Raw genomic sequence first — 25,040 nt, forward strand, 5'->3', positions numbered from 1 at the left:
CGCAGGCCGCTGTGACGCATCGCGCGAAATATGCCGCCGTGCCTGCCGTTGCATCTGGTATGAGCGGCGCTGATCACGAGACGGACGTGGTGGTGATCGGGGCCGGGCAGGCGGGCTTGTCCGCCGCCTATCACCTGCGGCGGGCCGGGTTTGCCAACCGGAGCGGGTTCGTCGTGCTCGATCACGGGAAGCGTGCCGGGGGTGCCTGGCAGTACCGGTGGCCTTCGCTGGTGCTCGGTAAGGTGCACGGCATCCACGACCTGCCCGGCATGGCCTTCGGGACGCCGGACGTGACGCGGCCCGCCTCCGAAGTGGTTTCCGAGTACTTCGCGCGCTTCGAAAGCGTTTACGACCTCCCCGTGCTCCGGCCCGTTGACGTCCGCTCGGTGACGCGGGCGGGGGAGCGGCTGGTGGTTTCGAGCCCCGCGGAGTCGTGGGCCGCGCGGGCCGTGATCAGTGCGACCGGGACCTGGGACCGGCCCTTCTGGCCGCGCTACCCGGGCCAGGAGACCTTCGCCGGCCGCCAGCTGCACACCGCCGACTACGCCGGGCCGGAAGACCTCCGCGGCCGGCGCGTGGTCGTGGTCGGTGGCGGCGCGTCGGCCGTGCAGCTGCTCATGGAGTTCGCCCCGCTCGCCCGCGCGACGGCGTGGGTGACCCGCCGGCCGCCCGTGTGGCGGGACGAGCCCTTCAGCGAGAACTGGGGCCGCAGCGCCGTCGCCAAGGTCGACGTGCGGGTGCGAGCCGGGCTGCCGCCCGAAAGCGTGGTCAGCGTGACGGACTTGGCCGTGACGCCGGAGGTGCGCGCCGCTCGCGCCGCCGGCATCCTCGACCGCCGCCCGATGTTCGACCACATCACGCCCGACGGCGTCGTCTGGGCGGACGGCTCCCGCTTCGACGCCGACGTGATCCTGTGGGCCACCGGCTTCCGCGCGGCGATCGACCACCTCGCGCCGCTGCACGTCCGCGAGCCCGGCGGGGGCATTCGCATGGACGGCACGCGGGTGGTGCTCGAACCGCGCCTGCACCTCGTGGGGTACGGGCCGTCGGCGAGCACGGTCGGCGCCAACCGGGCCGGCCGGGCCGCGGTGGCGGAAATCCGGAAACTGCTGGGCTGAGGGTCTTCGCCGGACTGTGCCGGCGCGGGTCGAAGGCGTCATAGGAACCACGCTACCGAACATCTGTGCGAACGACATCGCTGAATCGGGTGATCTTCCGAAGAAGTCGATTTCCGTTGAGGCACAAGGTAAATCACGAAAGCGCCATCCCGGGAACCCGGGCGCGGATCGCGGCCATGGTCGCTTCGTCCGAGACGCCCTGCCAGTCGTACCGCGGCGTGTACGGCGCCGTGAGAAGGCGAACGTCCTCATCGGACAGTTCGACGTCCAGTGACGCCACGGCGTCGTCGATCTGCCGCACCGACCCGGCACCGACCAGCGGCGCGGTGACGACGGGCTGCCGGTGCAGCCACGCCAGGGCGATGGCCGCGCGGCTCACGCCGTGGGCGGCCGCGACCGTCCCGACCGCGTCCACGATCGCGCGGTTCGACGCCTCTTCCGCGGGGGAGTAGAGCAGGTCCGCGTAGGCGCCGTCGGTGCCGGACCGGGTGGTCGACTTCGCGTCGTCCCAGGCGCGGGCCAGCCGGCCGCGGGCCAGCGGGCTCCAGACGATGGTGCCGACGCCCTCGTCGAGGCACAGCGGGATCATCTCGCGCTCTTCCTCGCGGGCCAGCAGGTTGTAGTGGTCCTGCATGGTCGCGAACCGCGCCCAGCCGTGCTGCTTCTGCAGGTGCAGGGCCTTGGCGAACTCCCACGCGAACATCGACGACGCGCCCAGGTAGCGCACCTTGCCCGCCTTGACCAGGTCATGCAGCGCTTCGAGAGTTTCCTCCAGCGGCGTGCTGTGGTCGTTGCGGTGCACCTGGTACAGGTCGACGTAGTCGGTCCCCAGCCGCCGCAGGGAATGGTCGATCTCGGTCATGACGGCCTTGCGGGACAACCCTTTCCCGTTCGGCCCGGGCCGCATCGGGTGGCGCAGCTTGGTGGCGATCACGACGTCGTCGCGGTCGGCGAAGTCCCGGAGCGCGCGGCCCAGGATCTCCTCACTGGACCCGTTCGAGTACATGTTCGCCGTGTCGAAGAAGTTGATGCCCGCTTCCAGTGCGTGCTTGATCAGCGGCCGGGCCTCGTCCTCGCCGAGTGACCAGACGGGGTGGCCGCGGTCGGGCTCGCCGTAGCTCATCGCGCCGATCGCGACGGGGGAGACGTCCAGGCCGGTGGTGCCGAGCTTGACATAACGCATGAGTGGCTCCTGACTTGCGGAGGATTCTCCGGATGTGCGACCGAAACTAACGGAGGATTCTCCGCATGTCAACGATGGGGCATGATCGGGGCATGACCGACGGGACGTACGGCACCCAGCGCAAGGCCGCCGCGCGCAACCGGGTCGCGATCATCGAGGCGGCCCACGAGCTGTTCGCGCAGAACCCCCTGGTGCCGCTGAGCGAGGTCGCCAAGCGCGCCGGCGTCGGGGCCGGGACCCTCTACCGCCACTTCCCGACCCGCGAGGACCTGATCCTCGGCGCCTACCAGCACGACATCGAGCGCCTGACCGCCACCGCGGACGACGTGCTGGCCCGCCACTCCTCCGCGAAGGCCGCGTTCGTCGAGTGGTTCGAGACGCTGTCGGCCTACATCCGCATCAAGCACGGCCTCGGCGACGCACTGCACAGCGCCGCGGCCCAGGAGCTGATCAGCGCTTCCTGGGCGCCGGTCACCGCCGCCGTGAAGAAGCTCGTCGACGCCTGCGTGGCCGAAGGCGCCATCGCGCCCGGGCACGACCCCGCCGACGTCATCATGCTCATGAGCTTCCTGTGGCGCGTCGCGAACAACGACGAGGGTGCGGCCCAGGGGCGACGGCTGATCGCTGCCGTTTTCGACGGGTTGCAGTCGCCGCCGAAGCCCGCCTGAGGGAGTCCCGGGCCGCGGAGCAGTATGCCGCTCATCGGCACATGGTCTGAGCAGCGAAAATCGTGAAAAACTCACCCTCTTGACCGATTCAAGGGCAAGACAAGTCTTGTCAGCCGGATCTTCCTCTCGTTACAGTCCGAGTTATTAGTTAGGAAACTTTCCTAACAGTTTGATTCCCGACGCCGCAGCCCACCAGCCACCGCCAGGCCCGTAAGGAGCGCGACGTGCCGTCGACCCGACTACGTCCATTGACCCGTCTCACCCCCGTGCTCGCCGCCGTGGTGCTGTTGCCGTCCGCGATCGCCGCGGCCGCCAGCGCCGAAGCCGCCGATGTCCTGCTGTCGCAGGGAAAGCCCGTCGCCACCTCGACGATCGAAAGCTCGTCCTACACCGGCGCCAAGGCCGTCGACGGCAACACCAGCACCCGCTGGGCCAGCGCCGAAGGCGCCGACCCGCAGTGGCTGCGGATCGACCTCGGCCAGACCGCGACCATCCACCGCGTCGTCCTCAACTGGGAAGCCGCCTACGCGAAGAAGTACCGCATCGAGGTCTCCGCCGACGGCACGACGTTCACCACGGCCGCCACCATCGACACCGGTGACGGCAAGATCGACGACCTCGGCGGCCTCACCGCCCGCGGCCGCTTCGTGCGTTTCGTCGGCCTCACCCGCGGCACCAGCTACGGCTACTCCTTCTGGGAGATGCAGGTCTTCGGCGGCACGGACTCCTCCGGCGACACCCAGGCCCCGACCACCCCGGCCGGCCTCGCCGCGGGCGCGGCGACCGCCACGAGCGTCCCGCTGACCTGGGCCGCGGCCACCGACAACGTCGGCGTCACCGGGTACGACATCCTCCGCAACGGCACCGCCGTCGCCACCAGCGCGACGACGTCCTACACCGACACCGGGCTCACCCCGGAGACGAGCTACACCTACGCGGTCCGCGCGCGCGACGCCGCAGGGAACGTCTCGGCCGCGAGCACGCCGATCACGGTGAAGACGGCGGCCGGGAGCGCGGGATTCGTCCTCGCCGCGGCCGGTGACATCGCCGAACAGTGCACCGCGAGCAGTTCCAGCTGCGTCCACCCGAAGACCGCGAAGCTCGTCGAGAACATGAACCCCGCGGCCGTGATCACCATGGGCGACAACCAGTACGACGACGCGCACCTCTCGGACTTCAAGTCCTACTACGACACGACGTGGGGCAAGTTCAAGAGCAAGACCAAGCCGATCCCCGGCAACCACGAGACCTACGACGACACGCCGTACAAGGGCTACGACGACTACTTCGGCGCCATCGCGAAGCCGCAGGGCAAGCGCTACTACAGCTGGGAAATGGGCAACTGGCACTTCATCGCCCTGGACTCCAACGACTTCGCCACCCACGAGTTCGGCCCGAGCGAGCAGCTGGAGTGGCTGAAGCAGGACCTGGCCAACAACCGGAAGGGCTGCGTCGCCGCGTACTACCACCACCCGCGCTGGAGCTCGGGTGACCACGGCGACAACCCGGACAGCATCGAGCTGTGGAACCTGATGGTGGCCAACAAGGTCGACCTCGTCCTCAACGGCCACGACCACGACTACGAGCGGTTCGTCCCGCAGAACGCCGACGGCAAGGCCGATCCCAACGGCCCGGTCGAGATCGTCGGCGGGTCCGGCGGCGCCAACCTGTACGACCTGAGCCCGGCGCACCCGACCACGGCCAAGCTGCTGAAGACCTTCGGCGTCCTGAAGCTGTCGATGACCGACACGTCGTTCCAGACGCAGCTGATCGGCGTCGACAGCAAGGTCCTCGACAGCAGCCCGACCTACACCTGCCACTAGGAGGCGCGGGCATGTACATCGCGGCAAGCCGTACCTCGGACCTCGCCTCCGGGACCGACCGCAAACCGGCGCTCAAGCGGGTGTCCGCCAACGTGGTGGCGCTCGGCATGGTCAGCCTGGTCACCGACGTCTCGTCGGAGATGGTCACCGCCGTCCTCCCGCTCTACCTGGTGCTCGGCCTGGGCCTGAACCCGCTGCAGTTCGGGCTGCTCGACGGGCTCTACGCCGGTGCCACCGCGGTCGTGCGGGTGCTCGGCGGGCACCTCGCCGACCGGTGGCGGCGGCTCAAGGCGGTCGCCGGGTTCGGGTACGGCTTGTCCGCGGTGTGCAAGCTCGGCCTGGTCGCGGCCGGATCGTCGGTCGCGGCCATCAGCCTTGTCCTGGCCGCCGACCGCACCGGCAAGGGGCTGCGCACCGGCCCGCGCGACGCGCTCATCTCGCTCAGCAGCGAGCCGGCCACCCTCGGCCGGTCGTTCGGGGTGCACCGGGCGATGGACACCGTTGGCGCGTTCCTCGGCCCGCTGGTCGCGATGGCGGTGCTCGCACTGAGCCTCGGCAGCTACGACAGCGTGTTCGTCACCAGCTTCTGCATCGCGGCGATCGCTGTCCTGCTGCTCGCCCTGTTCGTCCGCGACCGGCCCGGCAATGTCGACCGCGCGGCGGTGTCCGCGCGAGCCGCACTCGGCCTGCTGAAGCAGCAGGACTTCCGGCGCTTGACGCTCTGGGCGGCCCTGCTCGGCCTGGTGACGGTCGGCGACTCGTTCGTCTACCTCGTCCTGCAGCGCCGCTGGGAGATCGCGGCGACGTACTTCCCGCTGCTGCCACTGGGCACCGCCGGGGTCTACCTCCTGCTCGCGGTACCGCTGGGCAAGCTCGCCGACCGCGTCGGCCGCTGGCCGGTGTTCCTGGGCGGCCACGTGGCGCTGTGCCTGGCCCTGGTCCTGCTGTGCGGCCCGGTTTACGCGGTGCTCCCCGTCGTCGCGCTCGCCTTGCACGGCGTGTTCTACGCGGCCACCGACGGCGTCCTGATGGCCGCCGCCGGCCCGATCGTCCCGGCCGGCCTGCGCGCCACCGGGCTGGCCGTGGTGCAGACGGGCCAGGCCGTGGCCCGGATGCTCTCCTCCGTGCTCTTCGGACTGGCGTGGACGCTGTGGGACCTGCAGCCCGCGGTGCTCGTCGCCGCGGCCTGCCTGGCCGTCGTCGCCCTCGCCGCCGCCTTCGCGAAACCGGTGCGCCCGTGAAGAAACTCGTCCTCGCCCTCACCGGCACGGCCCTCCTGGTCGCCGCCGCCGTCACGTACACGGTCAGCGCCCGCCACGGCACGGCCGACGCCGAACCCGCGGCCGCGGTGACCCTCGCGCCGGGCCAGCTGCTGTTCCGCGACACCGCCACCGGCCGCGTCGGCACCGTCCCGCTCGGCCTGGCTGACGGGAAACCGCAGCTCAGCGGCCTGAAGTGCGATCGGTTCGCGGTGGCGAAGCAGACGGCGGTGTGCCTCGCCGTCCGGCCCGGCACGCTCCCGGCGATCACCGACGTCCTCGTCCTCGACGACCACCTCGCCGTCCGCCACGCCGAAGCCCTGCCCGGCACGCCGAGCCGCGCGCGCGTCTCGCCGGACGGCAAGCGCGTCTACTGGACGCTGTTCGTCACGGGTGATTCGTACGCGCAGACCGGCTTCTCGACCCGCGCCGGGCTGTACGAGGTCGAGACCGGACGGCTGGTCAAGACGATCGAGGAGCTGCCGGTGTTCGTCGACGGCAAGCGGTACTTCTCGCACGACGTCAACTACTGGGGCATCACGTTCGCCCCCGACGGCAACCGCTTCTACGCCACCCTCGGCAGCAAGGGCCGGACGTACCTGGTCGAGGGCGACTACGGGCGCTACCGGGGCAGAACGCTGCGCGAGAACGTCGAATGCCCGTCACTGTCCCCGGACGGCAAGCGGGTCGCCTTCAAGAAGAAGGTCGCCGAAGGTGTCTGGCGGCTGGCCGTCCTGGACCTCGCGAGCATGCGGGAGACCGAGCTCGCCGAGACCCGCAGCGTCGACGACCAGGCCCTCTGGCAGGACGACCGGACCATCCTGTACGGGCTGGAGAACGCCGTCTGGGCCGTGCCGGCGGACGGCACCGGGACGCCGCGCCGGCTGGTGGGCGGGGCGGCGTCGCCGGCCGTCACGGGGTGACGTCCACTGCTTGTTCGCACGGCGTGGTGGAGCCGGTGCCCAGCCTGAGGTAGGTGCTGTAGGTGAAGCCGACCGTGTTGGTGCCGTGGTCGATGCTCAGGTAGGTCGAGTCGAGGAAGGCTGGACGTGGGCCCACACCTCCGCGTAACGCAGGTCGGTCCGCTGTCCGATGCCGAGAATCGACGCTTCGCCGGCCGAAGCGGCAGGGATCGTAAACGCTTGATCAAGAGAGCCCCCGGCGAGTAAACGTGAGCGGGGCGCTCCGGTCTTGTCAAGGAGTTCAGGATCCGAGGTAACGCACCTGGCCGCCCTTCCCGCGCTCGTAACCCTCCCGCCCGGCGAGGTGTTCGGGCACGCCGACCTCCCACCACGCCCCGGCTTCGGTCCAGCTCGACGGCTGCGTCTTCACCACGACCACGGCCGGACGCTGCTCCGAGACAGCGGCTTCGCGAGCCGACGCGTAGGCCGCACGCAGGGAGTCCACAGTGGACGCGGTGAACACCACGCAGCCCAGTGACTCCGCGTGGCGCGCGAAGTCGACCCGCGGTGGCGAAGCGTGCGAAGTCGTGCAGTCGGCGTAGAAGTTGTTGAACGGCTTCCCGCCCTGACCCTCCTGCAGCCGCGCGATGACGGCGTACCCGTCGTTGTCGCAGACCACGGCGACGAACGGGTGACCGGCGAACGCGGCCGAGAACAGCTCCGAGTTCAGCATCAGGTACGAGCCGTCGCCCAGCAGCGTCGTCACCAGGCCCGGGTGCGCGATTGCCGCGCCCCACGCGCCGGACAGCTCGTAGCCCATGCAGGAGAACCCGTACTCGACGTCCATCGACACCGAACCGGACCCGCGCCAGCCGCCGATCAGCTCGCCCGGCAGCCCGCCCGATGCCGTCATGACGTAGTCGTCGGCGGCCGAGAGGTCGTTGACCACGCCGACGACCTGCGCGTACGACGGCAGCTCGCCCGCCGGGGAGCGCAGCGAGTCGATGTGCGCGTCCCACGACGCCCGCTCGGCCGCGGCCCGCGACGTCCACGACGGGTCCACCCGCCAGCTCTCCAGCTGCGCGGCGAGGTCCGCCAGCCCCGCGTCGGCGTCCGCGACCACCGACAGCGCGCCGTGCTTCACCGCGTCGAACCGGGCCGCGTTCAGCGACACCAGCCGGACTTCGGGGGAGAAGACGGTCCAGGACGCCGTCGTGAAGTCCTGCAACCGTGTGCCGACCGCGAGCACGACGTCCGCGGCCGCCGCGACGACGTTCGCCGACGTCGAGCCGGTGATGCCCAGCGGCCCGGCGTGCAGCGGGTGCCCGTGCGGCACGAGCGTCCGGCCCGCTGTCGTCTCCACGAGCGGGATCCCGTGCCGTTCGGCGAAGTCCAGCGCGCGCTGCCCGGCCCCGGAGTACCGGACGCCGCCGCCGAGCACCATCAGCGGCCGCTTCGCCGCGCGCAGCACCCCGGCTGCCTCGGTGAGCGACCGCCGGTCCGGGCGCGGGCGCAGCGGCCGGTGCGTCACCGGCTCGAACAGCGCTTCCGGGAAGTCGTACGTCTCCGCTTGGACGTCCTGCGGCAGCGCGAGGGTCACCGGCCCGGCCTCGGCCGGGTCCGTGAGCACCCGCGCGACCTGCGGCAACGTCGAGATCAGCTGTTCGGGCCGGGTGATGCGGTCGAAGTAGCGCGAGACCGCGCGGAAGGCGTCGTTCACCGTTGCGGTCGCGTCGCCGAACGGCTCGATCTGCTGCAGTACCGGGTCCGGCGCCCGGTTGGTGAACGTGTCGCCCGGCAGCAGCAGCACCGGCAGCCGGTTCGCGTGGGCGACACCGGCCGCGGTGACCATGTTCAGCGCGCCCGGCCCGATCGACGACGTCACGACGCCGACCTGCCGCCGGTGCGTGGCTTTCGCGTACCCGACCGCGGCCAGGGCCATGCCCTGCTCGGTGTGCCCGCGCCAGACGGGGATGTCGCCGCGGTGTTCCTCCAGCGCGGTGCCGAGGCCGAGGACGTTGCCGTGCCCGAAGATCGCGAACACCCCCGGGAACAGCGGGACTTCGCGCCCGTCGAGGGTTTCCGAGCGCTGGGCGAGGATCCAGCGGACCAGCGCCTGAGCGGTTGTCAGCTTCTGTGTTGTGCGGGGGCCAAGCCCCCGCACCCCGGCCGGGGGCTCTGCCCCCGGACCCCTGAAGTTGTTCACAGCACACGCCCTTCGTGACTCGTGACGGGACAACGCGGATCGAGCTCCTGCGTTGCCCACGTGTCGCGGACCCAGCCGTGCGCCGGGTCGTCGCAGAACGCCATGGACCGCTCTTCGGCCGGCCCGGCCAGGACGTTCAGGTAGTACATCGGGTAACCCGGCGCGGCCACGCACGGCCCGTGGTAGCCGCGCGGGATGAGGAAGACGTCGTGGTCGCGCACGGCCACGTCCTCGTCCAGCTCGCCGTCGCTCGTGTACGTCCGGTGCAGGCCGAAGCCTTCGCGGGACGGCGTCACGCCGTCGCGGCCGGCGATGCGGAAGTAGTAGATCTCCTCGTTGACGACCTCGCACTCGGTCGCTTCGTCGTGCTTGTGCGGCGGGTAGGACGACCAGTTGCCGCCCGGGGTGATCAGCTCGCACGCGTTGAGCTTGGCGGCGTGGTCCCACACGCCGGGCACGCCGAAGTTGGTCACCTGCCGCGTGGCCTGGCCCGCGCCGCGGACCTCGACCGGGACGTCCTCCGCCGGCCCGTACATCGGCGTGAGCCGCCGGGTGCAGCGCGCCATCGGCAGTGCCACCTCGAGGCCGTCCTTTGTCGACAACTCGACTTCGGCGTCGCGCGGGACATACGCGAAGTCCGTGACGCGCGTGAAGACCGAGTCGCGGCCCTGGAGTTCGAAGACCTCGCCGTCGACCCGGACCGTCGCCGAGCCGGACAGGGGCAGCACGAACGCCTCGAATTCGCCGGTGTGCAGGATCCGCGTCTCGCCGGGGGCGAGGGAGAGCACCCGCAGGCCGGAGTACCGCCAGCCCGCGGTGTCCGGGGTCAGCCGGACCGGGTCGGCGTCGTCGGACAGTGTCCCGAGTGGACGGTGCAGCTTGCTCACTTCGCGGCCTCCAGTGCCTTTGCGGCGGCTTCGACAGCAGCCTTGACGTTTCCGCCGAGCAGGGTGGTGTCCATCACCAGGCCGCGGACGACCCCGTGGGACAGCGTCCAGTCCGGCGGCAGGCCGCCGAGCACCACCGGCAGAGTCGTGGCGCCCAGGACGGCGGCCGGGCTGGTGGCCGGCAGCTTCAACCAGGTGTGCGCCGACGTCGTCCCAAGGGCGGACGCGACCGTGATCGCCCGCCCCAGCGACGCCGGGTCCTCCGGCAGCTCGATCATGGCGACCAGACCGTATGCGGCCAGCTCGGTGACGGCGTCCGCGCAGGCCTGGGCGGTGTCGGCCGGACGCAGCCGCATTTCACCGCCGTCCAGACCGCAGTCGACCAGCGTGCGGGCGTCGTAGCCGGTGAAGCCGTCGTCGGGGTTCATCGATCCGAAGACGACCTTGTCGTGCAGAGCGTGGAGCAGGAGCAGTTCCTCGACGACGTCCGGGGTGCCGATGATGCCGTCGACGGCCGGGTTGGCCAGCGCGACCAGCAGCCGCTCCAGCAGCGTCCGCCGGTCGAGCAGGTCCTCCTGATCGGCGGTGACCAGGAACAGCGTGCCCTGGTCGGACTGCAGCTGCGGACGGCGCTTGCGGGTCGCGTACACCTGCCGGACGGCGCCCGGGTTGGTGGCGCGGGTGTGCAGGAGGTGTTCCCAGCGTTCGTCGGTGAGGATCACAGCAGCTCCTCGATCTCCCCGGCGGTCGGCATGGCGTCGGCGCAGGCCAGCCGGGACGCCACCAGCGCGCCCGCGGCGTTCGCGTACTCCGCGATCCGCACCGGGTCCCAGCCCGCCAGCAGCCCGTGGATCAGGGCCCCGCCGAAGCCGTCACCGGCACCGAGGCCGCAGACGACCTCGACGCGCTGCGGCGGGACGGTCGACCGGCCGTCCGGGGTCGCCACCAGCACGCCTTCGGCGCCTTTCTTGATCACGGCCAGCCGGAGGCCGCGTTCGAGCAGGGCGTCCGCCGCCGCGTCGGGGTCCGCGGTGCCGACGGCGACCTCCACCTCCGTCCGGTTGCCGACCGCGACCGTGACGTGGTCGAGCAGCCCGCCGATCTCGGCCCGCGCCTGCTCGACGGACGGCCAGAACATCGGCCGGTAGTCCAGGTCCAGGACGGTGTGCTCCCGGCGGCCCCGGGCTTCGAGGATCTTGCGCTGGGTGGTCCGCGCGGGTTCGGCGGAGACACCGGTGCCGGTGACCCACAGCAGCGGCACCGACTCGACGACGTCCCACGGCACGTCTTCGTCGGTGAGCGTGAGGTCGGGGGCGATGGGGGAGCGGTAGAACAGCAGGGGCGGGTCCGCGGGCGGGTTCAGCTCGCAGAACACGACCGGCGTCTGCAGGTCCGGCGAGGTGCCCACGAACTCCGGCGAGACGCCGAAGCCGTCGAGGGCCTGCCGGACGTAGTCGCCGAAGCCGTCCGGCCCGACCTTGGTGAGCACCGCCGTGCGCCGGCCGAGCCGCGCGGCGGCGACCGCGACGTTGGTCGCGGTCCCGCCGAGCGACTTGGCGAACGTGCTGACCCCGGCCAGGGGCACGCCGCTCTGCTCCGGGTAGAGGTCGACGCCCACCCGGCCGATCGTCAAGGCCTCCAGAGTCACGCCTTTTCCACCTGCCGCAGCTCGTGTTCGAGGGCTTCCAGTTCGGCACCGCCCGCCATCTGCCGGGTCAGCTCGTTGATGTCGATCTCGGACTTCTCGTAGTGTCCGAGCGCGGCACCCCGCTTGAGCAGCAGGAACCGGTCGGCCACCGGATAAGCGTGGTGCGGGTTGTGTGTGATGAGCACGACGCCGAGCCCGCGGTCACGGGCCTGGGCGACGTACTTCAGCACCACCCCGGCCTGCTTGACGCCGAGCGCCGCCGTCGGCTCGTCGAGGATCAGCACCTTCGCGCCGAAGTACACCGCGCGGGCGATCGCGACACACTGACGTTCACCGCCCGAGAGCGTCCCGACCGGCTGCTCGACGTCCCGCAGGTCGATGCCCATGTCGGACAACGCCTTCTTCGTCGTCTCGCGGCCCTTCTTGCGGTCGAGCATCTTGAACGGCCCGAACCCGGTCGTCGGCTCGGAGCCGAGGAAGAAATTGCGCCAGACGCTCATCAGCGGCACCACGGCGAGGTCCTGGTACACGGTCGCGATGCCGTGGTCAAGGGCCTCGCGGGGCGACGAGAACCGCACCGGCTCGCCCTCGACGAGGAACTCGCCGCGGTCGTGCTGGTGCACGCCGGCCAGGATCTTGATCAGCGTGGACTTCCCGGCGCCGTTGTCGCCGAGCACGCAGGTGACCTCGCCGGCATTGACCACAGTGGACACATCGCGCAGGGCGATGACGCTGCCGTAGGTCTTCCCGATGTCGCGAACTTCCAGCAGGCTCATCGGCGTACCCTCTCCGCGCGACGCCGGAAGGCGTTGTTGACCAGGACCGCGGCCAGCAGCATGACGCCGAGGAACAGCATGAACCAGTCGCTGTTCCACTGCGCGAACACGATGCCCTGGCGAGCCATGCCGAAGATCAGCGCACCGATCGCCGCGCCCACCGCCGAGCCGAACCCGCCCGTGAGCAGGCAGCCGCCGATCACCGCCGCGATGATGTACTGGAACTCCAGCCCGATGCCCTGGTTGGCCTGCACGCTGGCGAACCGCAGGATGTTGATCGAGCCGACCAGCCACGCGCCGAGCGCGGTGCCCATGAACAGCAGGATCTTCGTGCGCACCACCGGCACGCCGACCGAGCGGGCCGACACCTGCGACCCGCCGACCGCGAAGATCCAGTTGCCGAAGCGGGTCCGCACGAGCAGCCACGCGGCGATCGCCGTGACGACGATCCACCAGACGATCGACGACTGGAACTCGGTGCCGCCGATGTCGAACGTCGAGGCGAACAGCCCGCCGGCCGACTCGTAGCCGCTGGTCGAGCGCATGCCCGAGACCTGGACGGTGTTGGTGACCAGCCGCGTCACGCCGAGGTTGAGGCCCTGCAGGGCCAGGAACGACCCCAGCGTGACGATGAAGCTGGGCAGCCCTGTCTTCATCACCAGCCAGCCGTTGAACGCGCCGACGCCGAGCGCGAAGGCCAGCGACGCGAGCAACGCGAGCCAGACGTTCCAGCCCGCCTGCGTCGCCAGGATCGCCGTGACCAGCGACGTCGACGCTGTCATCACGCCCGCCGACAGGTCGAACTCGCCGCCGACCATGAGCAGCGCGACCACGACGGCCATGATGCCCAGCGTCGAGGAGTCGTCGAGCCAGGTCGCCACGCCCAGCGGGCTGAGGAACTGGCCGGTGACCACGGAGAAGAAGACGAAGACCAGCACCGCGCCGAGGAGCGCGCCGATTTCGGGGCGGACGACCAGGCGGTCGGTCAGCCCTTTCCTGGCGACGCGCTCGTCGGGCTGGGCCTGGATCACACCCGCCTTTGGGGGGCCCAGGGGGGCTTGCCCCCCGGCTGGGGTCTGGGGCTCGGCCCCGGAAGATGGAGCGGTCATCGCGTGCCGCGCTGCGCGTACGGGGCCACGGTGTCGATGTTGGTCTTGTCGACGAAGCCGGGGCCGGTCTGCACGGGCTTGCCGCCGCCGATGGTGTTGCCGTTTTCCTTGTACAGCTTGAGGAACACGATCGGCAGGTAACCCTGCTCGTACTGCTGCTGGTCGACGGCGAAGAGGATGCTGCCGTCCTTGATGGCCGCGACGACGTCGGCGTTCAGGTCGAAGGTGGCCACCTGGGCCTTGGAGCTCGCTTCCTTCGCGGCGGCGACGGCGCGAGCCGCGACCTGGGAGTTCAGCGCCAGCACGGCGTCGATCGACGGGTCGGACTGCAGGGCGCCGCGGATCCGGGCCTGCGCGTCGGTCGGGTTGGAGATGTCGACCTGCAGCGTGGTGACGTTGCCGAAGGTCTGCTTCGCGCCGTCACAGCGCTGGTTCTGGCCGATGTTGCCGGCTTCGTGGATGACGCACAGCAGCTTGGTCTTGCCTGCCGCCTTGAGCCGCTGGCCTGCGCCCTGGCCCGCGAGGCCCTCGCTCTGCCCGACGTGCGCGATCGCGCCGAACTGGGCGCTGAAGTCCTCGCCGGAGTTGATGGTGATGACCGGGATGCCGGCCTTCACCGCGTTCTGGATCGACGTCTGCAGGGCCTGCGGGTTGGCCATCGAGACGACCAGGCCGCCGACTTTCTGCGCGACCGCGTTGTCGATCAGGCGGGCCTGGTTGCCCGGGTCGCCGTCGGAGAAGTAGTCGACGCCTACGCCCAGGTCCTTGCCCGCCTGCTCGGCGCCGTTCTTCACCACGTTCCAGAAGGCGTCACCGGCGCTGCCGTGGGTGACGACGGCGACCTTGAGCGGACCGCTCGAACTCGGCGCCGCGGCCGCGGAACTGCCGCTGGCGCTGGTGCTCGAGTTGTCGGCCGTGGGGCCGCTGCAGGCGGAGAGGACCAGCCCGGCGGCGGCGATCGCCGCCACGCCGGCCAGCTTCTTGAAAGACAACACAGTCACTCCTTTGGGACCAGGTTTCAGAGGGAGTCGGTGATCTTCGCGAGGTGGGCCAGGCTGCGCTCGGTGTCCCGCCGGGGTAGGTCGTCGGGGCTGTCCTCGCCGAGGGCGGTGTCCTGTTCGAGGACGTACCAGCCGTCGTAGCCGGCGGCCTGGACGGAGCGCACCATCGCCGCCACGTCCACGTCGCCCTCGCCGAGCGGGGTGTAGATGCCCCGCCCGACCGCGTCGGTGTAGCCGAGCCGTCCCGCGCGGACCTCCGCCGCCAGGTCGGCCCGGACGTCCTTGAGGTGCACGTGTCCCACTCGTTCGGGGTACCGCTTCGCCAGCTCGACCGGATCCGTCCCGCCGATCATCAGGTGCCCGGTGTCGAGGCACAACCCGAGATCGGAATCGGCGAGGAAGCGCTCGACCTCGGCCTGCTGCTCCACGTGCGTGCCGACGTGCGGGTGGAGCACCGTGCGCAGGCCGTGGCCCGCCGCGATGTCGCGGATCTTGCCCGCGGTGTCGACGAGCGTCGCCCATTCGGTGTCGGTGAGCTGTGGACGGTCGTCGTAGCCGTCGAGGCCGGTGGCGGCGGCGAGGACGAGGACATCGCCACCGCAGGCGGCGAAGAGCGCGGCCGATTCCTCGGCTTCCTTGAGCGCGTTTTCCTGGTCGGCGTGGAGGACGACGGCGAGGAAGCCGCCGACGAGCGTGAGGTGATATCCGGCCAGCAGCGTCCGCAGCTCTTCCGGGTCGCGGGGGAGGTACCCCGGCGGGCCGAGTTCGGTGGCCTGCACGCCCAGCCCGGCCATCTCGCCGAGCACGGTCGCCGCGTCCAGCACCCGGCCCCAGCCCGGGACTTCGCAGACGCCCCAGGAGATCGGGGCGGCAGCCACGCGGATCGTCGCTGTCACAGGAGGCCCTCCGTTGGTCCGTTGGAGCGCTCTATTGATTAGAGCGCTCTAATCATGTAGCGTCCGTCACAGCAAAGTCAAGGCCGAGTTTTCCGAGATCAGGGGAGGTGCGCATGGTGCGTCCGACCATGGAGGACGTCGCCGCACGGGCGGGAGTTTCCCGCGCGCTGGTCTCCCTGGTGATGAACAATTCACCGAAGGTGTCCGAGGCGCGGCGAGCGGCGGTACTGCGCGCGGCCGAGGAACTCGGCTACCAGCCGCACGTGATGGCGCGGTCGCTGGCCAGCCGCACGTCCACCGTGCTCGGCGTGATGGTCAACGACCTGCGCAACGCGTTCTTCGCCGACGTCGTCGAGGGGCTGGACGCGGCCGCGCAGGCCGCGGGCTTCGACCTGATCCTCAACACGGGCGGCCGCAGTCCCACCCGCGAGTGGAACGCCCTGCACAACCTGCTTTCCTTCCGCCCGGCGGGAATCATCCTGCTGTCCCCGGTCGTCCCGGCGGCGTCGATCCAGGTCGCGGCCAAGCAGTGCCCGGTCGTGCTGGTCTCGCGGACGATCCGCTCGTCCACTGTGGACACGGTGAACGACGACGGTGAGGCGGGTTCGGCGCTGGCCGTCGACCACCTCGTCGGGCTGGGGCACCGGCGCATCGCCCACCTGGACGGCGGCGGCGCGGCCGGGGCGGCCCAGCGGCGGCGCGGGTTCCAGTCGGCGATGCGGCGCCACGGGCTGGAGCCCATCGTCGTGCCCAGCGAGCACACCGACACCGGCGGCGAGAAGTCGGTGCGCGAGCTGCTGGCGACGTACTCGCGCGCCGATCTGCCCACGGGGCTGGTGGCCGGCAACGACTTCAACGCCGTCGGGGCGATCTCGGCCCTGGAGGAAGCCGGGCTGCGCGTGCCCGAAGACGTCTCGGTCGTCGGCTACGACAACACGTCGCTTGCCGCGCTGCGGCACCTCTCACTGACCACAGTGGACCAGCCGCGCACCGAAATGGGGCGGCTGGCCTTCGAAGCGCTGATCGAGCGCGTCCGCGGGGAGCGCACGGAGCCGGTCCGGCACCTGCTGCACCCGTCCTTGGTGGTCCGGGCGACCACCGCCGAGTTTCTGATCCGGCCAAAAGAAGGCCGTCTCCCGGGCGGCCCGTAACCGTTGCCGCGAAGTCATTCGGCCGTGGCTGTGGCCGGATCGGAAACCATCAACACAGTCTGCGACAGGAGGAGCACCACGATGAGGTTGGGACTGGCGGGCACCGGCCGGATCGGCACCGCGCACGCGGAGACGCTGAAGGGCTTCGAGGAGGTCGGATCGGTCGTCGTGGCCGACGTCGACCCGGCGCGGGCTCAGTCGGCCGCCGCGAAGCTCGGCGTCGAGTCGGTATCCCTCGACGAGCTGTTCGCCGCGGGGTTGGACGGTCTGGTCGTCACGGCGGCCACCGACGCGCACCCCGGCCTGATCATCGCGGCGGTCGACGCGGGCATCCCGGTGTTCTGCGAGAAGCCGGTGGCCGCGGACATCCCGGGCACCCTGGCGGTGATCGACCGGATCGGCGCGTCGGACGTCCCCGTCCAGATCGGCTTCCAGCGCCGCTTCGACGCGGGCTACGCGGCGGCGCGGGCGGCGGTCGCGTCCGGTGAGCTGGGCTGGCTGCACACGCTGCGCGCGACGACGTTCGACCCGGCACCCCCGCCGGCGGAGTACGTCGCCCACTCGGGTGGGTTGTTCCGCGACTGCGGCGTCCACGACTTCGACATCATTCGCTGGGTCAGCGGCCGGGAGGTCGAGGAGGTGTACGCGATCGGCTCGAACCGCGGCGAGCAGTTCTTCGTCGACGCGGGCGACGTCGACACGGCGGCGGCGACGCTCACCTTGGACGACGGAACCCTGGCGACGGTGTCGATGACCCGCTACAACGGCGCGGGCTACGACGTGCGCCTGGACGTGCTGGGCTCGGTGTCGGGCGTGGTGGTCGGGCTGGACGACCGGGCGCCGCTGCGGTCGGTGGAGCCGGGGGTGGCGCCGCTGCCGGGGCCGGCATACCCGGGTTTCATGGAGCGCTTCCGCGCGGCCTACACGACGGAGCTGCGCGCGTTCCTGGACGTCGTCGCGGGCCGGGCGCCATCGCCGTGTGGAGCGGCGGACGCCTTGGAGGCGTTCTACATCGCGGAGGCTTGCGAGGTTTCCCGCCGGGAACGGCGTCCGGTGAAGCTGGCGGAGGTCCGCCGGTAGCCGGAACTCGCGTGATTGAAGGCGGAAGTCGCGTGATTGGAGCCGGAACTCGTGAGTTACGGCCCTGATCACGCGGGTGACGGCTCTGGTCACGTGAGTTACGGCCCTGATCACGGGCGGAGGCGCTTGCGGGCCGTGCGTTCGACGAGGGTTGCGGCCTTCGGCGAGGGCGGCGTTTGCCTCGGCCGACCAGCCGGCCGGGTCGAAGGCCTGCTTGCCCGCGTCGAGGACCCGGGCGCCGTCGGGGTGCTTGCGGCGCCAGTGGACGACGCTCGTCGCCGCCGCGACGGCCGCGTTGCCGAGTGCGGTCGTGAAGGTGGCCTGGAAGTCGCGCAGGGTGCGGAGCCAGAGCTGGGCCGGCAGGGCCGGGCGGTCCGGGAAGCGGTGGTAGATCGAGCCGTTCGGCGCGCCAGCGGCCTTCGCCGTCGCGGCCATCGTGACCGCGCGGCGCCTCCGGCGGCGAACAACGCCGCCGCGGCGTCGAGGAACTGCGCTGTGGTGTGCGCCGCCGACCGGCTGCGGTTCCGCTTCACCGCCCCGGCGGGCGTCCACGGCCACCACGAGTTCACGATCGGCGGCGGCGCGCTCACCCACGTCCTGGTGACATCCCTGCACGGCTGGGCCCGGCTGACCTGGCGCTGACCGGCCGGGGCGAGCGGCCGGTCCGCTGGTCGCCGTACGTCCGGTTCCTGCGCGGGCTGGGCGAAATCCGGTCGCGCGGCCGGCCGCCGGCGGTGAAGATCCGGGCATGATCACGCTGACGCCGTTGGACGAGGCCGCCTTGGCGCGGCTGCTCGAAGCCGCCGTGGCCGGGGCCGATCCGCTGGAGGTCATGCCCCCGGTCGACGGTCCGCCCGGCTGGACGCCCACCCGCCGGGAGGCGTTCCTGGCGTTCCACCGCGCCCGGTCCCTGAACCCGGCGACGGCGGTGGAACGCACGTGGGTGATCGACGCCGACGGCACGGCGGTGGGCGCGGCCCGCCTGGAGCCCCACGGCGACGCGGTCGAGGCGGGCATCTGGCTGTCCCGCGACGCCCGCGGCCGCGGGATCGGCAAGCAGGTGACGGCGTTGCTGCTGGCCGAAGCCCGCAAAAGCGGCGCGGCGAGGTTCATCGCCTCGACGACGGCGGGCAACCACGGCGCCCGCGCCCTGCTGTCCGGCACGGGCGCGGCGCTCACCGCCGAGGGGGACGAGGTCGCCGCGGAGCTCCGGCTCGGCGGGGCTGCCGCGGCTGGTCGTGAGTGAGAAACAGTGTTCTGACACTGTTTCTCACTCACGACGGGTGGCCGGCGTACCTCAGTCGAGCTGCAGCTCCGGCGAGTACATCTCGATCCAGTGGTACAGATCGAGCAGCCGGTCCAAGCCGATCCGGTCCGCCGGGTCCATGGTCGCCGAGTCCACTTCGGATGCTCGGTGCGTCCACGACCGGTCGACCAGGTCGAACACCGCGTGGCCCGGCTCGGCCAGCACCTCCTTGGCCTGCTGCTGCAACGCCGCCGCGTAGCCCGGGTCCTGGGTCGACGGGTACGGGCTCTTCACCCGCTGGGCCACCGACTCCGGCAGCACGTGCGACGTCGCGTGCCGCAGCAGGCTCTTCTCGCGGCCGTCGAACGTCTTCAGTGACCACGGGGTGTTGTACACGTACTCCACCAGCCTGTGGTCGCAGAACGGGACGCGGACCTCCAGGCCCACCGCCATCGACGCGCGGTCCTTGCGGTCCAGCAACATCCGGACGAACCGCGTCAGGTGCAGGTGGCAGATCGTCCGCATCCGGGCTTCGAGCGCGGATTCGCCGTCCAGGTGCTCCACGGCCGACACCGCCGAGCGATACTCGTCGCGCAGGTAGGACTCCAGGTCCATCTTGCCCATCAGCTCGGGCGTGTAGATCGACGTCCGGTCGCTCATCATCGCGCTGCGGAACGCGATCCACGGGAACGTCTCCGCGTTGACCGACGCCTCGTCGAAGAACCAGCGGTAGCCGCCGAACACCTCGTCGGCCGACTCGCCCGACAGGGCCACCGTCGACTCGCCGCGGATCGCCTTGAACAGCAGGTACAGCGACGTGTCCATGTCGCCGAGGCCCGCCGGGATGTCCCGGGCCCGCAGGACCGCGCGCCGGACCTCGGGGTCGGTCAGCTCGGCCGGGTTGAGCACGACGTCCTGGTGCGCCGAGCCCACCAGGGAAGCGACATCACGCACGAACGGCGAGTCCGCCGTGTCGCGCATCTCGTCCGGCTTGAAGTTCTCCTCCTGGCCGAAGAAGTCGACCGAGAACGTCCGCAGCTGCTCCCCTTGCGAAGCGAGCCGGGCCGCGGCGAGGCCGGTGACGGCGCTCGAATCCAGGCCGCCCGACAGCAGCACGCACCGCGGGACGTCGGCGACCAGCTGCCGGTTCACGATGTCCGTCATCAGCTCGCGCACGCGGGCGACCGTCGTCTCCTGGTCGTCGGTGTGCTGCTTCGCGTCGAGCTTCCAGTACGTGCGGGTGCGGACGCCTTCGCGGGACACCGTCACGATCGTCCCGGGCTGGACCTCCTCCATGTCCTTCCACAGCGACCAGCCGGGCTTCTTGGTGAACGCCATCAGCTCGCGCAGCCCGGCGGTGTCGACGACCTTGCGCGCCAGCGGGTTCGCCAGGATCGCCTTGGGCTCCGAGCCGAACAGGACGCCGTCGCGGGTCGGGTAGTAGTAGAACGGCTTGATGCCCATCCGGTCGCGGATCATCACGAGCCTGTCGTCGCGCTCGTCCCAGATCGCGAAGGCGTACATGCCGTTGAGGTGGTCGACGACGGCGTCGCCCCACTGCAGGTAGCCGTGCAGCACCACTTCGGTGTCGCTGTCGGTTTCCCACGTGTGGCCGAGCTTCGTCAGCTCTTCCTTCAGCTCGGTGAAGTTGTAGGCCTCACCGCTGTAGACCATCGCCACTTCGCCGTTCGGCGTGGACACCGTCATCGGCTGACGGCCGCCCGGCAGGTCGATGATGGCCAGCCGCCGGTGGCCGAGCGCGACGTGCCGGCGCACCCAGGTCCCCGAGTCGTCCGGCCCGCGGCAGGCCATCGTCCCGGTCATGGCGTCGACGACGTCCTGGCGGCGGGTGAGGTCGGCGTCATAGGAAACCCAGCCGGCGATACCGCACATAGCCCCTCCCAAATATTGCTTAGCTGATACAACTATCGGTAACACAGGTGTAACACCTCACGAGGATCTTGTCTGCCCGAATTGCACGTTCCGCACTTGTTCGGTCACGCCGTGTGGTGCTTGTCACTGAGCCACTACGTGCCGTGAGAACAGGGCAAACGCTTGCGTGACCGCCGCCACCGGCCATCAAGGCGGCGTAAATGCGTGTCAGGAACGCATCAAGGCGCCATCAGCCGGTCTTCGGCCGGGTGTCTCAGGGCCGCACAGTGACGTCGTCCCCGGTCACCGAACCCGGTGACCTGTCCTGAGAGGTGCCTGTGGCCGACTTGCTCTACGCCGTTCTGCTGATCGGCATTTTCGTGGTGCTGGCGCTGGTGCTGCGCGGCTTGGAGAAGCTGTGAGCGCCGCGGCCGACATCGTGGGCGGGCTGCTCGCGCTCGGCCTGCTCGTCTACCTGTTCGTCGCGCTGATCAGGCCGGAGAAGTTCTGATGTCCGACACGACTGCCGGGCTCATCCAGCTCGGCCTGCTCCTCGCCGCCCTCGCCGCGGTCTACAAACCGCTCGGCGACTACCTGGCGCGCGTCTTCTCCACCGAGAAGCACCTGAAGCTCGAGAAGGGCCTCTACCGGCTCTTCCGCGTCAACCCCGACTCCGAGCAGCGGTGGCCGACCTACGCCGCGGGCGTGCTCGGCTTCTCGTTCGTCTCGGTCGTGCTGCTCTACCTGCTGCAGCGCCTGCAGCCGCTGCTGCCGTGGAACCTGGGCCGCGGCTCGGTGAGCCCGGCGGTCGCCTTCAACACGGCGGTCTCGTTCGTCACCAACACGAACTGGCAGTCCTACGTCCCCGAGACGACGATGGGCCACTTCGTCCAGATGGCCGGGCTGACCGTGCAGAACTTCCTGTCGGCGGCCGTCGGCCTGGCCGTGGCGATCGCGGTGACGCGGGGCTTCGTCCGGGCGAAGACCGACCGGCTCGGCAACTTCTGGGTCGACCTCACCCGCGGCACGGTCCGCGTCCTGCTGCCGATGGCCTTCGTGTTCGCGCTCGTCCTGGTCGCGCTCGGCGTCGTGCAGAGCCTCAAGGCCGGCGTCGCCGTGACGAACCCGGACGGCAGCCCCGGCACGATCGCGCTGGCGCCGGCGGCGAGCCAGGAGGCCATCAAGGAACTCGGCACCAACGGCGGCGGCATCTTCAACGCCAATTCCGCGCACCCCTTCGAAAACCCCACCGCGTGGTCGAACCTCGTGCAGCTGTTCCTGATCCTGGTGATCCCGGTCAGCCTGACCCGCGCGTTCGGCAAGCTCGTCGGCAACACGCGCCAGGGGTACGTCCTGCTCAGCGTGATGGGCCTGCTGTGGGCGGCTTCGCTGGCGCTCATCTGGTTCTCCGAGGCCAAAGCGAACAACCCGGCGGCGCTGGCGGCCGGCGCGAGCATGGAAGGCAAGGAGCAGCGGTTCGGCATCGGGCTGACGTCGATCTTCGCCGACACCACCACCGGCACTTCCACCGGCGCGGTCAACGGCGCCCACGACAGCCTGTCCGGCCTCGGCGGTGGGGGACCGCTGCTGAACATGCTCTACGGCGAGATCTCGCCCGGCGGCGTCGGCACCGGCCTCTACGGCATCCTCGTGCTGGCGATCATCGCGATGTTCCTGGCCGGCCTGATGGTCGGCCGCACGCCGGAGTACCTGGGCAAGAAGCTCGGCAAGCGGGAGGTCACCTGCGCGGCCATCGCGATGCTGGCGATGCCGACGGTCGTGCTCCTCGGCTCCGGGATCGCCCTGCTGCTGCCGGGCACGGCGGGCGCGCTGGGCAACACCGGCGCGCACGGGCTGTCCGAGATCCTCTACGCCTACGCGTCCACCGGCAACAACAACGGCAGCGCGTTCGGTGGCCTGACCGCGACCAGCGACTGGTTCCAGTCGTCGTTCGCCGTCGCCATGGCGTTCGGCCGGTTCGTGCCGATCGTCGCCGTGCTCTGCCTGGCCGGTTCCCTGGCCGCCCAGCGCAAGGTGCCCGAAACCGCGGGCACCCTGCCGACCACCGGGCCGCTGTTCGCCACCCTGCTCACCGGCACGGTGGTGCTCGTCGCGGCCCTCACGTTCATCCCGGCGCTCGCGCTCGGGCCCATCGCGGAGGCACTCGCATGACCGTCACCGAAGAACGACCGCAGGTGACTCCCACCGAAGACCAGGGCCGGGTCGGCGCCGGCGTCTTCAGCCCGCGCCAGCTCTGGACGTCGCTGCCGGAGGCCGTCCGGAAGCTGAACCCGAAGCACCAGCTCGGCAACCCGGTGATGTTCGTGGTGTGGGTCGGTTCCGCGCTCACCACCGTCTTCGCGGTCACCGACCCGAGCGTGTTCAGCGTCCTCATCGCCGTGTGGCTGTGGTTCACGGTCCTCTTCGCGAACCTCGCCGAGGCCGTCGCGGAAGGCCGCGGCAAGGCCCAGGCCGAGAGCCTGCGGCGGTCGAAGAAGGAAACCGTCGCCCGCCGGCTCACCGAAACCGGAGAGGAACAGGTCCCCGGCGTCGAGCTGAAGGTCGGCGACCTGGTCGTCGTCGAAGCCGGCCAGGTGATCCCGGGTGACGGCGACGTCGTCGAGGGCATCGCGACCGTCGACGAGTCGGCCATCACCGGCGAGTCGGCCCCGGTCATCCGCGAGTCCGGCGGCGACCGGTCCGCCGTCACCGGCGGCACGACCGTGCTCTCCGACCGGATCGTCGTCCGGATCACCACCAAGCCCGGCGAGTCCTTTGTGGACCGCATGATCGCGTTGGTGGAAGGCGCCTCCCGGCAGAAGACGCCGAACGAGATCGCGCTGACCATCCTGCTCTCGACGCTGACGATCATCTTCCTGCTCGCCGTCGTCGCGCTGCAGCCGATGGCCCGCTACTCCGGGTCCGAGCAGCCGGTGATCGTGCTGACCGCGCTGCTGGTCTGCCTCATCCCGACGACGATCGGCGCGCTGCTGTCCGCCATCGGCATCGCCGGCATGGACCGCCTGGTGCAGCGCAACGTCCTGGCGACCAGCGGCCGCGCGGTGGAGGCCGCGGGCGACGTCTCGACGTTGCTGCTCGACAAGACCGGCACGATCACCTTCGGCAACCGCCGCGCCACCGAGCTGATCCCGGTCGGGACGTCCACCCCGGACGAGCTCGCGCGGGCGGCCCGGCTCGCCAGCCTGGCCGACGAGACACCCGAGGGCCGCAGCGTCGTCGAACTGACGGCAGGCCACGCGGACCGGGACGAGCCCGGCGAGTTCGTCCCCTTCACCGCGCAGACCCGGATGAGCGGCATCGACATCGGGAGCAGGCGGATCCGCAAGGGCGCCGCGTCCGCGGTCCGCGCCTGGGTCCGCGACAACGGCGGCGAGTTCCCCGACGAGACCGAGCGGGTGGTCGACGAGATCAGCGCCCAGGGCGGCACCCCGCTGGTCGTCGCCGAGGACACGGTCGTCCGCGGCGTGATCCGGCTGTCCGACGTGGTCAAGCCGGGCATGAAGGAACGCTTCGGCGAGCTGCGCTCGATGGGCATCAAGACGGTGATGATCACCGGCGACAACCCGCTCACCGCGAAGGCCATCGCCGCCGACGCCGGCGTCGACGACTACCTCGCCGAGGCCAAGCCCGAAGACAAGATGGCGCTCATCAAGCGGGAACAGGAAGGCGGCCGCCTGGTCGCGATGACCGGCGACGGCACCAACGACGCCCCCGCCCTCGCGCAGGCCGACGTCGGCGTGGCGATGAACACCGGCACCTCGGCCGCCAAGGAAGCCGGGAACATGGTCGACCTCGACAGCGACCCGACCAAGCTGATCGAGATCGTCGAGATCGGCAAGCAGCTGCTGATCACCCGCGGCGCGCTGACCACCTTCAGCGTCGCCAACGACCTGGCCAAGTACTTCGCGATCCTGCCCGCCATGTTCACCGGCATCTACGCCCAGCTCGGCGGGCTGAACATCATGCACCTGGCCACGCCGAAGTCGGCGATCCTCTCCGCCGTCATCTTCAACGCGCTGATCATCGTCGTGCTCATCCCGCTGGCCCTGCGCGGCGTGCGGTACAAGCCGTCGTCGGCCTCCGCGCTGCTGCGCCGCAACCTGCTCGTCTACGGCCTCGGCGGGATCGTCAGCCCCTTCCTCGGGATCTGGCTGATCGACCTGCTCGTGCGCCTCATCCCCGGAATCGGGTGAC

General features: G+C 70.7%; 23 protein-coding genes. 12 read left to right on the top strand and 11 right to left on the bottom strand.

The window, feature by feature from the left end; genetic code table 11:
• The first annotated feature begins 59 nt into the window (after nucleotides 1–59).
• Entirely contained in the window at nucleotides 60–1,118 is a 1,059-nt protein-coding gene (locus BLW76_RS12880) for an NAD(P)-binding domain-containing protein (protein ID WP_091306612.1), read from the top strand.
• 133 nt (nucleotides 1,119–1,251) lie between these two features.
• On the opposite strand, the gene BLW76_RS12885 is transcribed toward BLW76_RS12880, so the two are convergent.
• Nucleotides 1,252–2,301, bottom strand: a complete 1,050-nt coding sequence (locus tag BLW76_RS12885) for an aldo/keto reductase (protein WP_091306615.1) — start codon at nucleotides 2,299–2,301, stop codon at nucleotides 1,252–1,254.
• Nucleotides 2,302–2,393: 92 nt separating this feature from the next.
• Here BLW76_RS12885 and BLW76_RS12890 point away from each other — a divergent pair, with 92 nt between their 5' ends.
• The 4 genes from BLW76_RS12890 (at nucleotide 2,394) to BLW76_RS12905 (ending at nucleotide 6,974) form a co-directional block, all read left to right on the top strand.
• Nucleotides 2,394–2,969: a TetR/AcrR family transcriptional regulator gene (locus BLW76_RS12890; RefSeq protein WP_091306618.1), complete on the top strand. Its 576-nt coding sequence runs from the start codon at nucleotides 2,394–2,396 to the stop codon at nucleotides 2,967–2,969.
• A gap of 266 nt (nucleotides 2,970–3,235) precedes the next feature.
• Nucleotides 3,236–4,792: a discoidin domain-containing protein gene (locus tag BLW76_RS12895; protein WP_091319338.1), complete on the top strand. Its 1,557-nt coding sequence runs from the start codon at nucleotides 3,236–3,238 to the stop codon at nucleotides 4,790–4,792.
• Between the two features lie 11 nt (nucleotides 4,793–4,803).
• Nucleotides 4,804–6,033: an MFS transporter gene (locus BLW76_RS12900; RefSeq protein ID WP_091306621.1), complete on the top strand. Its 1,230-nt coding sequence runs from the start codon at nucleotides 4,804–4,806 to the stop codon at nucleotides 6,031–6,033.
• On the top strand, nucleotides 6,030–6,974 hold the full coding sequence (locus BLW76_RS12905) for a PD40 domain-containing protein (RefSeq protein ID WP_091306623.1): 945 nt from the start codon (nucleotides 6,030–6,032) through the stop codon (nucleotides 6,972–6,974). The genes BLW76_RS12900 and BLW76_RS12905 overlap by 4 nt, the downstream gene beginning before the upstream one ends.
• On the opposite strand, the gene BLW76_RS48455 is transcribed toward BLW76_RS12905, so the two are convergent.
• The 9 genes from BLW76_RS48455 to BLW76_RS12945 form a co-directional block, all read right to left on the bottom strand.
• A complete protein-coding gene (locus tag BLW76_RS48455; RefSeq protein ID WP_167384588.1) occupies nucleotides 6,964–7,110 on the bottom strand; it encodes a hypothetical protein in 147 nt (48 codons plus the stop codon). The genes BLW76_RS12905 and BLW76_RS48455 overlap by 11 nt on opposite strands.
• A gap of 144 nt (nucleotides 7,111–7,254) precedes the next feature.
• Complete coding sequence (gene iolD / locus BLW76_RS12910) at nucleotides 7,255–9,117, bottom strand: 3D-(3,5/4)-trihydroxycyclohexane-1,2-dione acylhydrolase (decyclizing) (RefSeq protein WP_091319339.1); 1,863 nt, start codon at nucleotides 9,115–9,117, stop codon at nucleotides 7,255–7,257.
• A gap of 38 nt (nucleotides 9,118–9,155) precedes the next feature.
• The gene (gene iolB, locus BLW76_RS12915) at nucleotides 9,156–10,046 is read right to left on the bottom strand and encodes a 5-deoxy-glucuronate isomerase (protein ID WP_091306626.1); all 891 of its coding nucleotides are present in this window, start codon (nucleotides 10,044–10,046) and stop codon (nucleotides 9,156–9,158) included.
• Nucleotides 10,043–10,768 carry a Cgl0159 family (beta/alpha)8-fold protein gene (locus BLW76_RS12920; RefSeq protein WP_091306628.1) on the bottom strand — a complete coding sequence of 242 codons (726 nt, stop codon included), beginning with the start codon at nucleotides 10,766–10,768 and terminating at the stop codon, nucleotides 10,043–10,045. The genes iolB and BLW76_RS12920 overlap by 4 nt, the downstream gene beginning before the upstream one ends.
• Nucleotides 10,765–11,694: a 5-dehydro-2-deoxygluconokinase gene (gene iolC, locus BLW76_RS12925; protein WP_091306630.1), complete on the bottom strand. Its 930-nt coding sequence runs from the start codon at nucleotides 11,692–11,694 to the stop codon at nucleotides 10,765–10,767. Before iolC ends, BLW76_RS12920 begins: the two co-directional genes overlap by 4 nt.
• Nucleotides 11,691–12,470 carry an ATP-binding cassette domain-containing protein gene (locus BLW76_RS12930; RefSeq protein ID WP_091306632.1) on the bottom strand — a complete coding sequence of 260 codons (780 nt, stop codon included), beginning with the start codon at nucleotides 12,468–12,470 and terminating at the stop codon, nucleotides 11,691–11,693. The genes iolC and BLW76_RS12930 overlap by 4 nt, the downstream gene beginning before the upstream one ends.
• Nucleotides 12,467–13,498, bottom strand: a complete 1,032-nt coding sequence (locus BLW76_RS12935; RefSeq protein ID WP_208613531.1) for an ABC transporter permease — start codon at nucleotides 13,496–13,498, stop codon at nucleotides 12,467–12,469. The genes BLW76_RS12930 and BLW76_RS12935 overlap by 4 nt, the downstream gene beginning before the upstream one ends.
• A 77-nt stretch (nucleotides 13,499–13,575) precedes the next feature.
• On the bottom strand, nucleotides 13,576–14,574 hold the full coding sequence (locus BLW76_RS12940; protein WP_091306636.1) for a sugar ABC transporter substrate-binding protein: 999 nt from the start codon (nucleotides 14,572–14,574) through the stop codon (nucleotides 13,576–13,578).
• 23 nt (nucleotides 14,575–14,597) lie between these two features.
• Nucleotides 14,598–15,476, bottom strand: coding sequence for a TIM barrel protein (locus BLW76_RS12945; protein ID WP_091306637.1), 879 nt, complete (start codon nucleotides 15,474–15,476; stop codon nucleotides 14,598–14,600).
• Nucleotides 15,477–15,589: 113 nt separating this feature from the next.
• On the opposite strand from BLW76_RS12945, the gene BLW76_RS12950 reads away from it, so the two are divergent.
• From BLW76_RS12950 to BLW76_RS12965, 4 genes are all read left to right on the top strand, one after another.
• The gene (locus tag BLW76_RS12950; protein WP_091306639.1) at nucleotides 15,590–16,627 is read left to right on the top strand and encodes a LacI family DNA-binding transcriptional regulator; all 1,038 of its coding nucleotides are present in this window, start codon (nucleotides 15,590–15,592) and stop codon (nucleotides 16,625–16,627) included.
• Nucleotides 16,628–16,708: 81 nt separating this feature from the next.
• On the top strand, nucleotides 16,709–17,707 hold the full coding sequence (locus BLW76_RS12955) for a Gfo/Idh/MocA family protein (protein WP_143060616.1): 999 nt from the start codon (nucleotides 16,709–16,711) through the stop codon (nucleotides 17,705–17,707).
• A 498-nt stretch (nucleotides 17,708–18,205) separates the two neighbouring features.
• Nucleotides 18,206–18,349, top strand: a complete 144-nt coding sequence (locus tag BLW76_RS48460; protein ID WP_167384589.1) for a hypothetical protein — start codon at nucleotides 18,206–18,208, stop codon at nucleotides 18,347–18,349.
• Nucleotides 18,350–18,455: 106 nt separating this feature from the next.
• The gene (locus BLW76_RS12965) at nucleotides 18,456–18,953 is read left to right on the top strand and encodes a GNAT family N-acetyltransferase (RefSeq protein WP_091306643.1); all 498 of its coding nucleotides are present in this window, start codon (nucleotides 18,456–18,458) and stop codon (nucleotides 18,951–18,953) included.
• A gap of 51 nt (nucleotides 18,954–19,004) precedes the next feature.
• Here the strand turns inward: BLW76_RS12965 and asnB are convergent, their stop codons facing one another.
• The gene (asnB, locus tag BLW76_RS12970; protein ID WP_091306645.1) at nucleotides 19,005–20,846 is read right to left on the bottom strand and encodes an asparagine synthase (glutamine-hydrolyzing); all 1,842 of its coding nucleotides are present in this window, start codon (nucleotides 20,844–20,846) and stop codon (nucleotides 19,005–19,007) included.
• Between the two features lie 397 nt (nucleotides 20,847–21,243).
• Here asnB and kdpF point away from each other — a divergent pair, with 397 nt between their 5' ends.
• Genes kdpF through kdpB form a run of 3 tightly spaced genes read left to right on the top strand, consistent with a single transcriptional unit; the run spans nucleotide 21,244 to nucleotide 25,039 of the window.
• Complete coding sequence (gene kdpF, locus BLW76_RS12975; RefSeq protein ID WP_091306647.1) at nucleotides 21,244–21,336, top strand: K(+)-transporting ATPase subunit F; 93 nt, start codon at nucleotides 21,244–21,246, stop codon at nucleotides 21,334–21,336.
• A complete protein-coding gene (gene kdpA / locus BLW76_RS12980) occupies nucleotides 21,336–22,997 on the top strand; it encodes a potassium-transporting ATPase subunit KdpA (protein WP_091306650.1) in 1,662 nt (553 codons plus the stop codon). The genes kdpF and kdpA overlap by 1 nt, the downstream gene beginning before the upstream one ends.
• Entirely contained in the window at nucleotides 22,994–25,039 is a 2,046-nt protein-coding gene (kdpB, locus tag BLW76_RS12985; RefSeq protein WP_091306652.1) for a potassium-transporting ATPase subunit KdpB, read from the top strand. Before kdpA ends, kdpB begins: the two co-directional genes overlap by 4 nt.
• Nucleotide 25,040 lies beyond the last annotated feature (1 nt).

It is taken from the genome of Amycolatopsis tolypomycina, from assembly GCF_900105945.1.
In the GTDB taxonomy this organism is placed as follows: domain Bacteria; phylum Actinomycetota; class Actinomycetes; order Mycobacteriales; family Pseudonocardiaceae; genus Amycolatopsis; species Amycolatopsis tolypomycina.

Bases quoted from the DNA above. Each gene is read 5' to 3' on its own strand.
- BLW76_RS12880 (WP_091306612.1), top strand. From the start codon at position 60: ATGAGCGGCGCTGATCACGAGACGGACGTGGTGGTGATCGGGGCCGGG.
- BLW76_RS12885 (WP_091306615.1), bottom strand. From the start codon at position 2,301: ATGCGTTATGTCAAGCTCGGCACCACCGGCCTGGACGTCTCCCCCGTC.
- BLW76_RS12890 (WP_091306618.1), top strand. From the start codon at position 2,394: ATGACCGACGGGACGTACGGCACCCAGCGCAAGGCCGCCGCGCGCAAC.
- BLW76_RS12900 (WP_091306621.1), top strand. From the start codon at position 4,804: ATGTACATCGCGGCAAGCCGTACCTCGGACCTCGCCTCCGGGACCGAC.
- BLW76_RS12930 (WP_091306632.1), bottom strand. From the start codon at position 12,470: ATGAGCCTGCTGGAAGTTCGCGACATCGGGAAGACCTACGGCAGCGTC.
- BLW76_RS12950 (WP_091306639.1), top strand. From the start codon at position 15,590: ATGGTGCGTCCGACCATGGAGGACGTCGCCGCACGGGCGGGAGTTTCC.
- BLW76_RS12955 (WP_143060616.1), top strand. From the start codon at position 16,709: ATGAGGTTGGGACTGGCGGGCACCGGCCGGATCGGCACCGCGCACGCG.
- BLW76_RS12965 (WP_091306643.1), top strand. From the start codon at position 18,456: ATGATCACGCTGACGCCGTTGGACGAGGCCGCCTTGGCGCGGCTGCTC.
- asnB (WP_091306645.1), bottom strand. From the start codon at position 20,846: ATGTGCGGTATCGCCGGCTGGGTTTCCTATGACGCCGACCTCACCCGC.
- kdpA (WP_091306650.1), top strand. From the start codon at position 21,336: ATGTCCGACACGACTGCCGGGCTCATCCAGCTCGGCCTGCTCCTCGCC.
- kdpB (WP_091306652.1), top strand. From the start codon at position 22,994: ATGACCGTCACCGAAGAACGACCGCAGGTGACTCCCACCGAAGACCAG.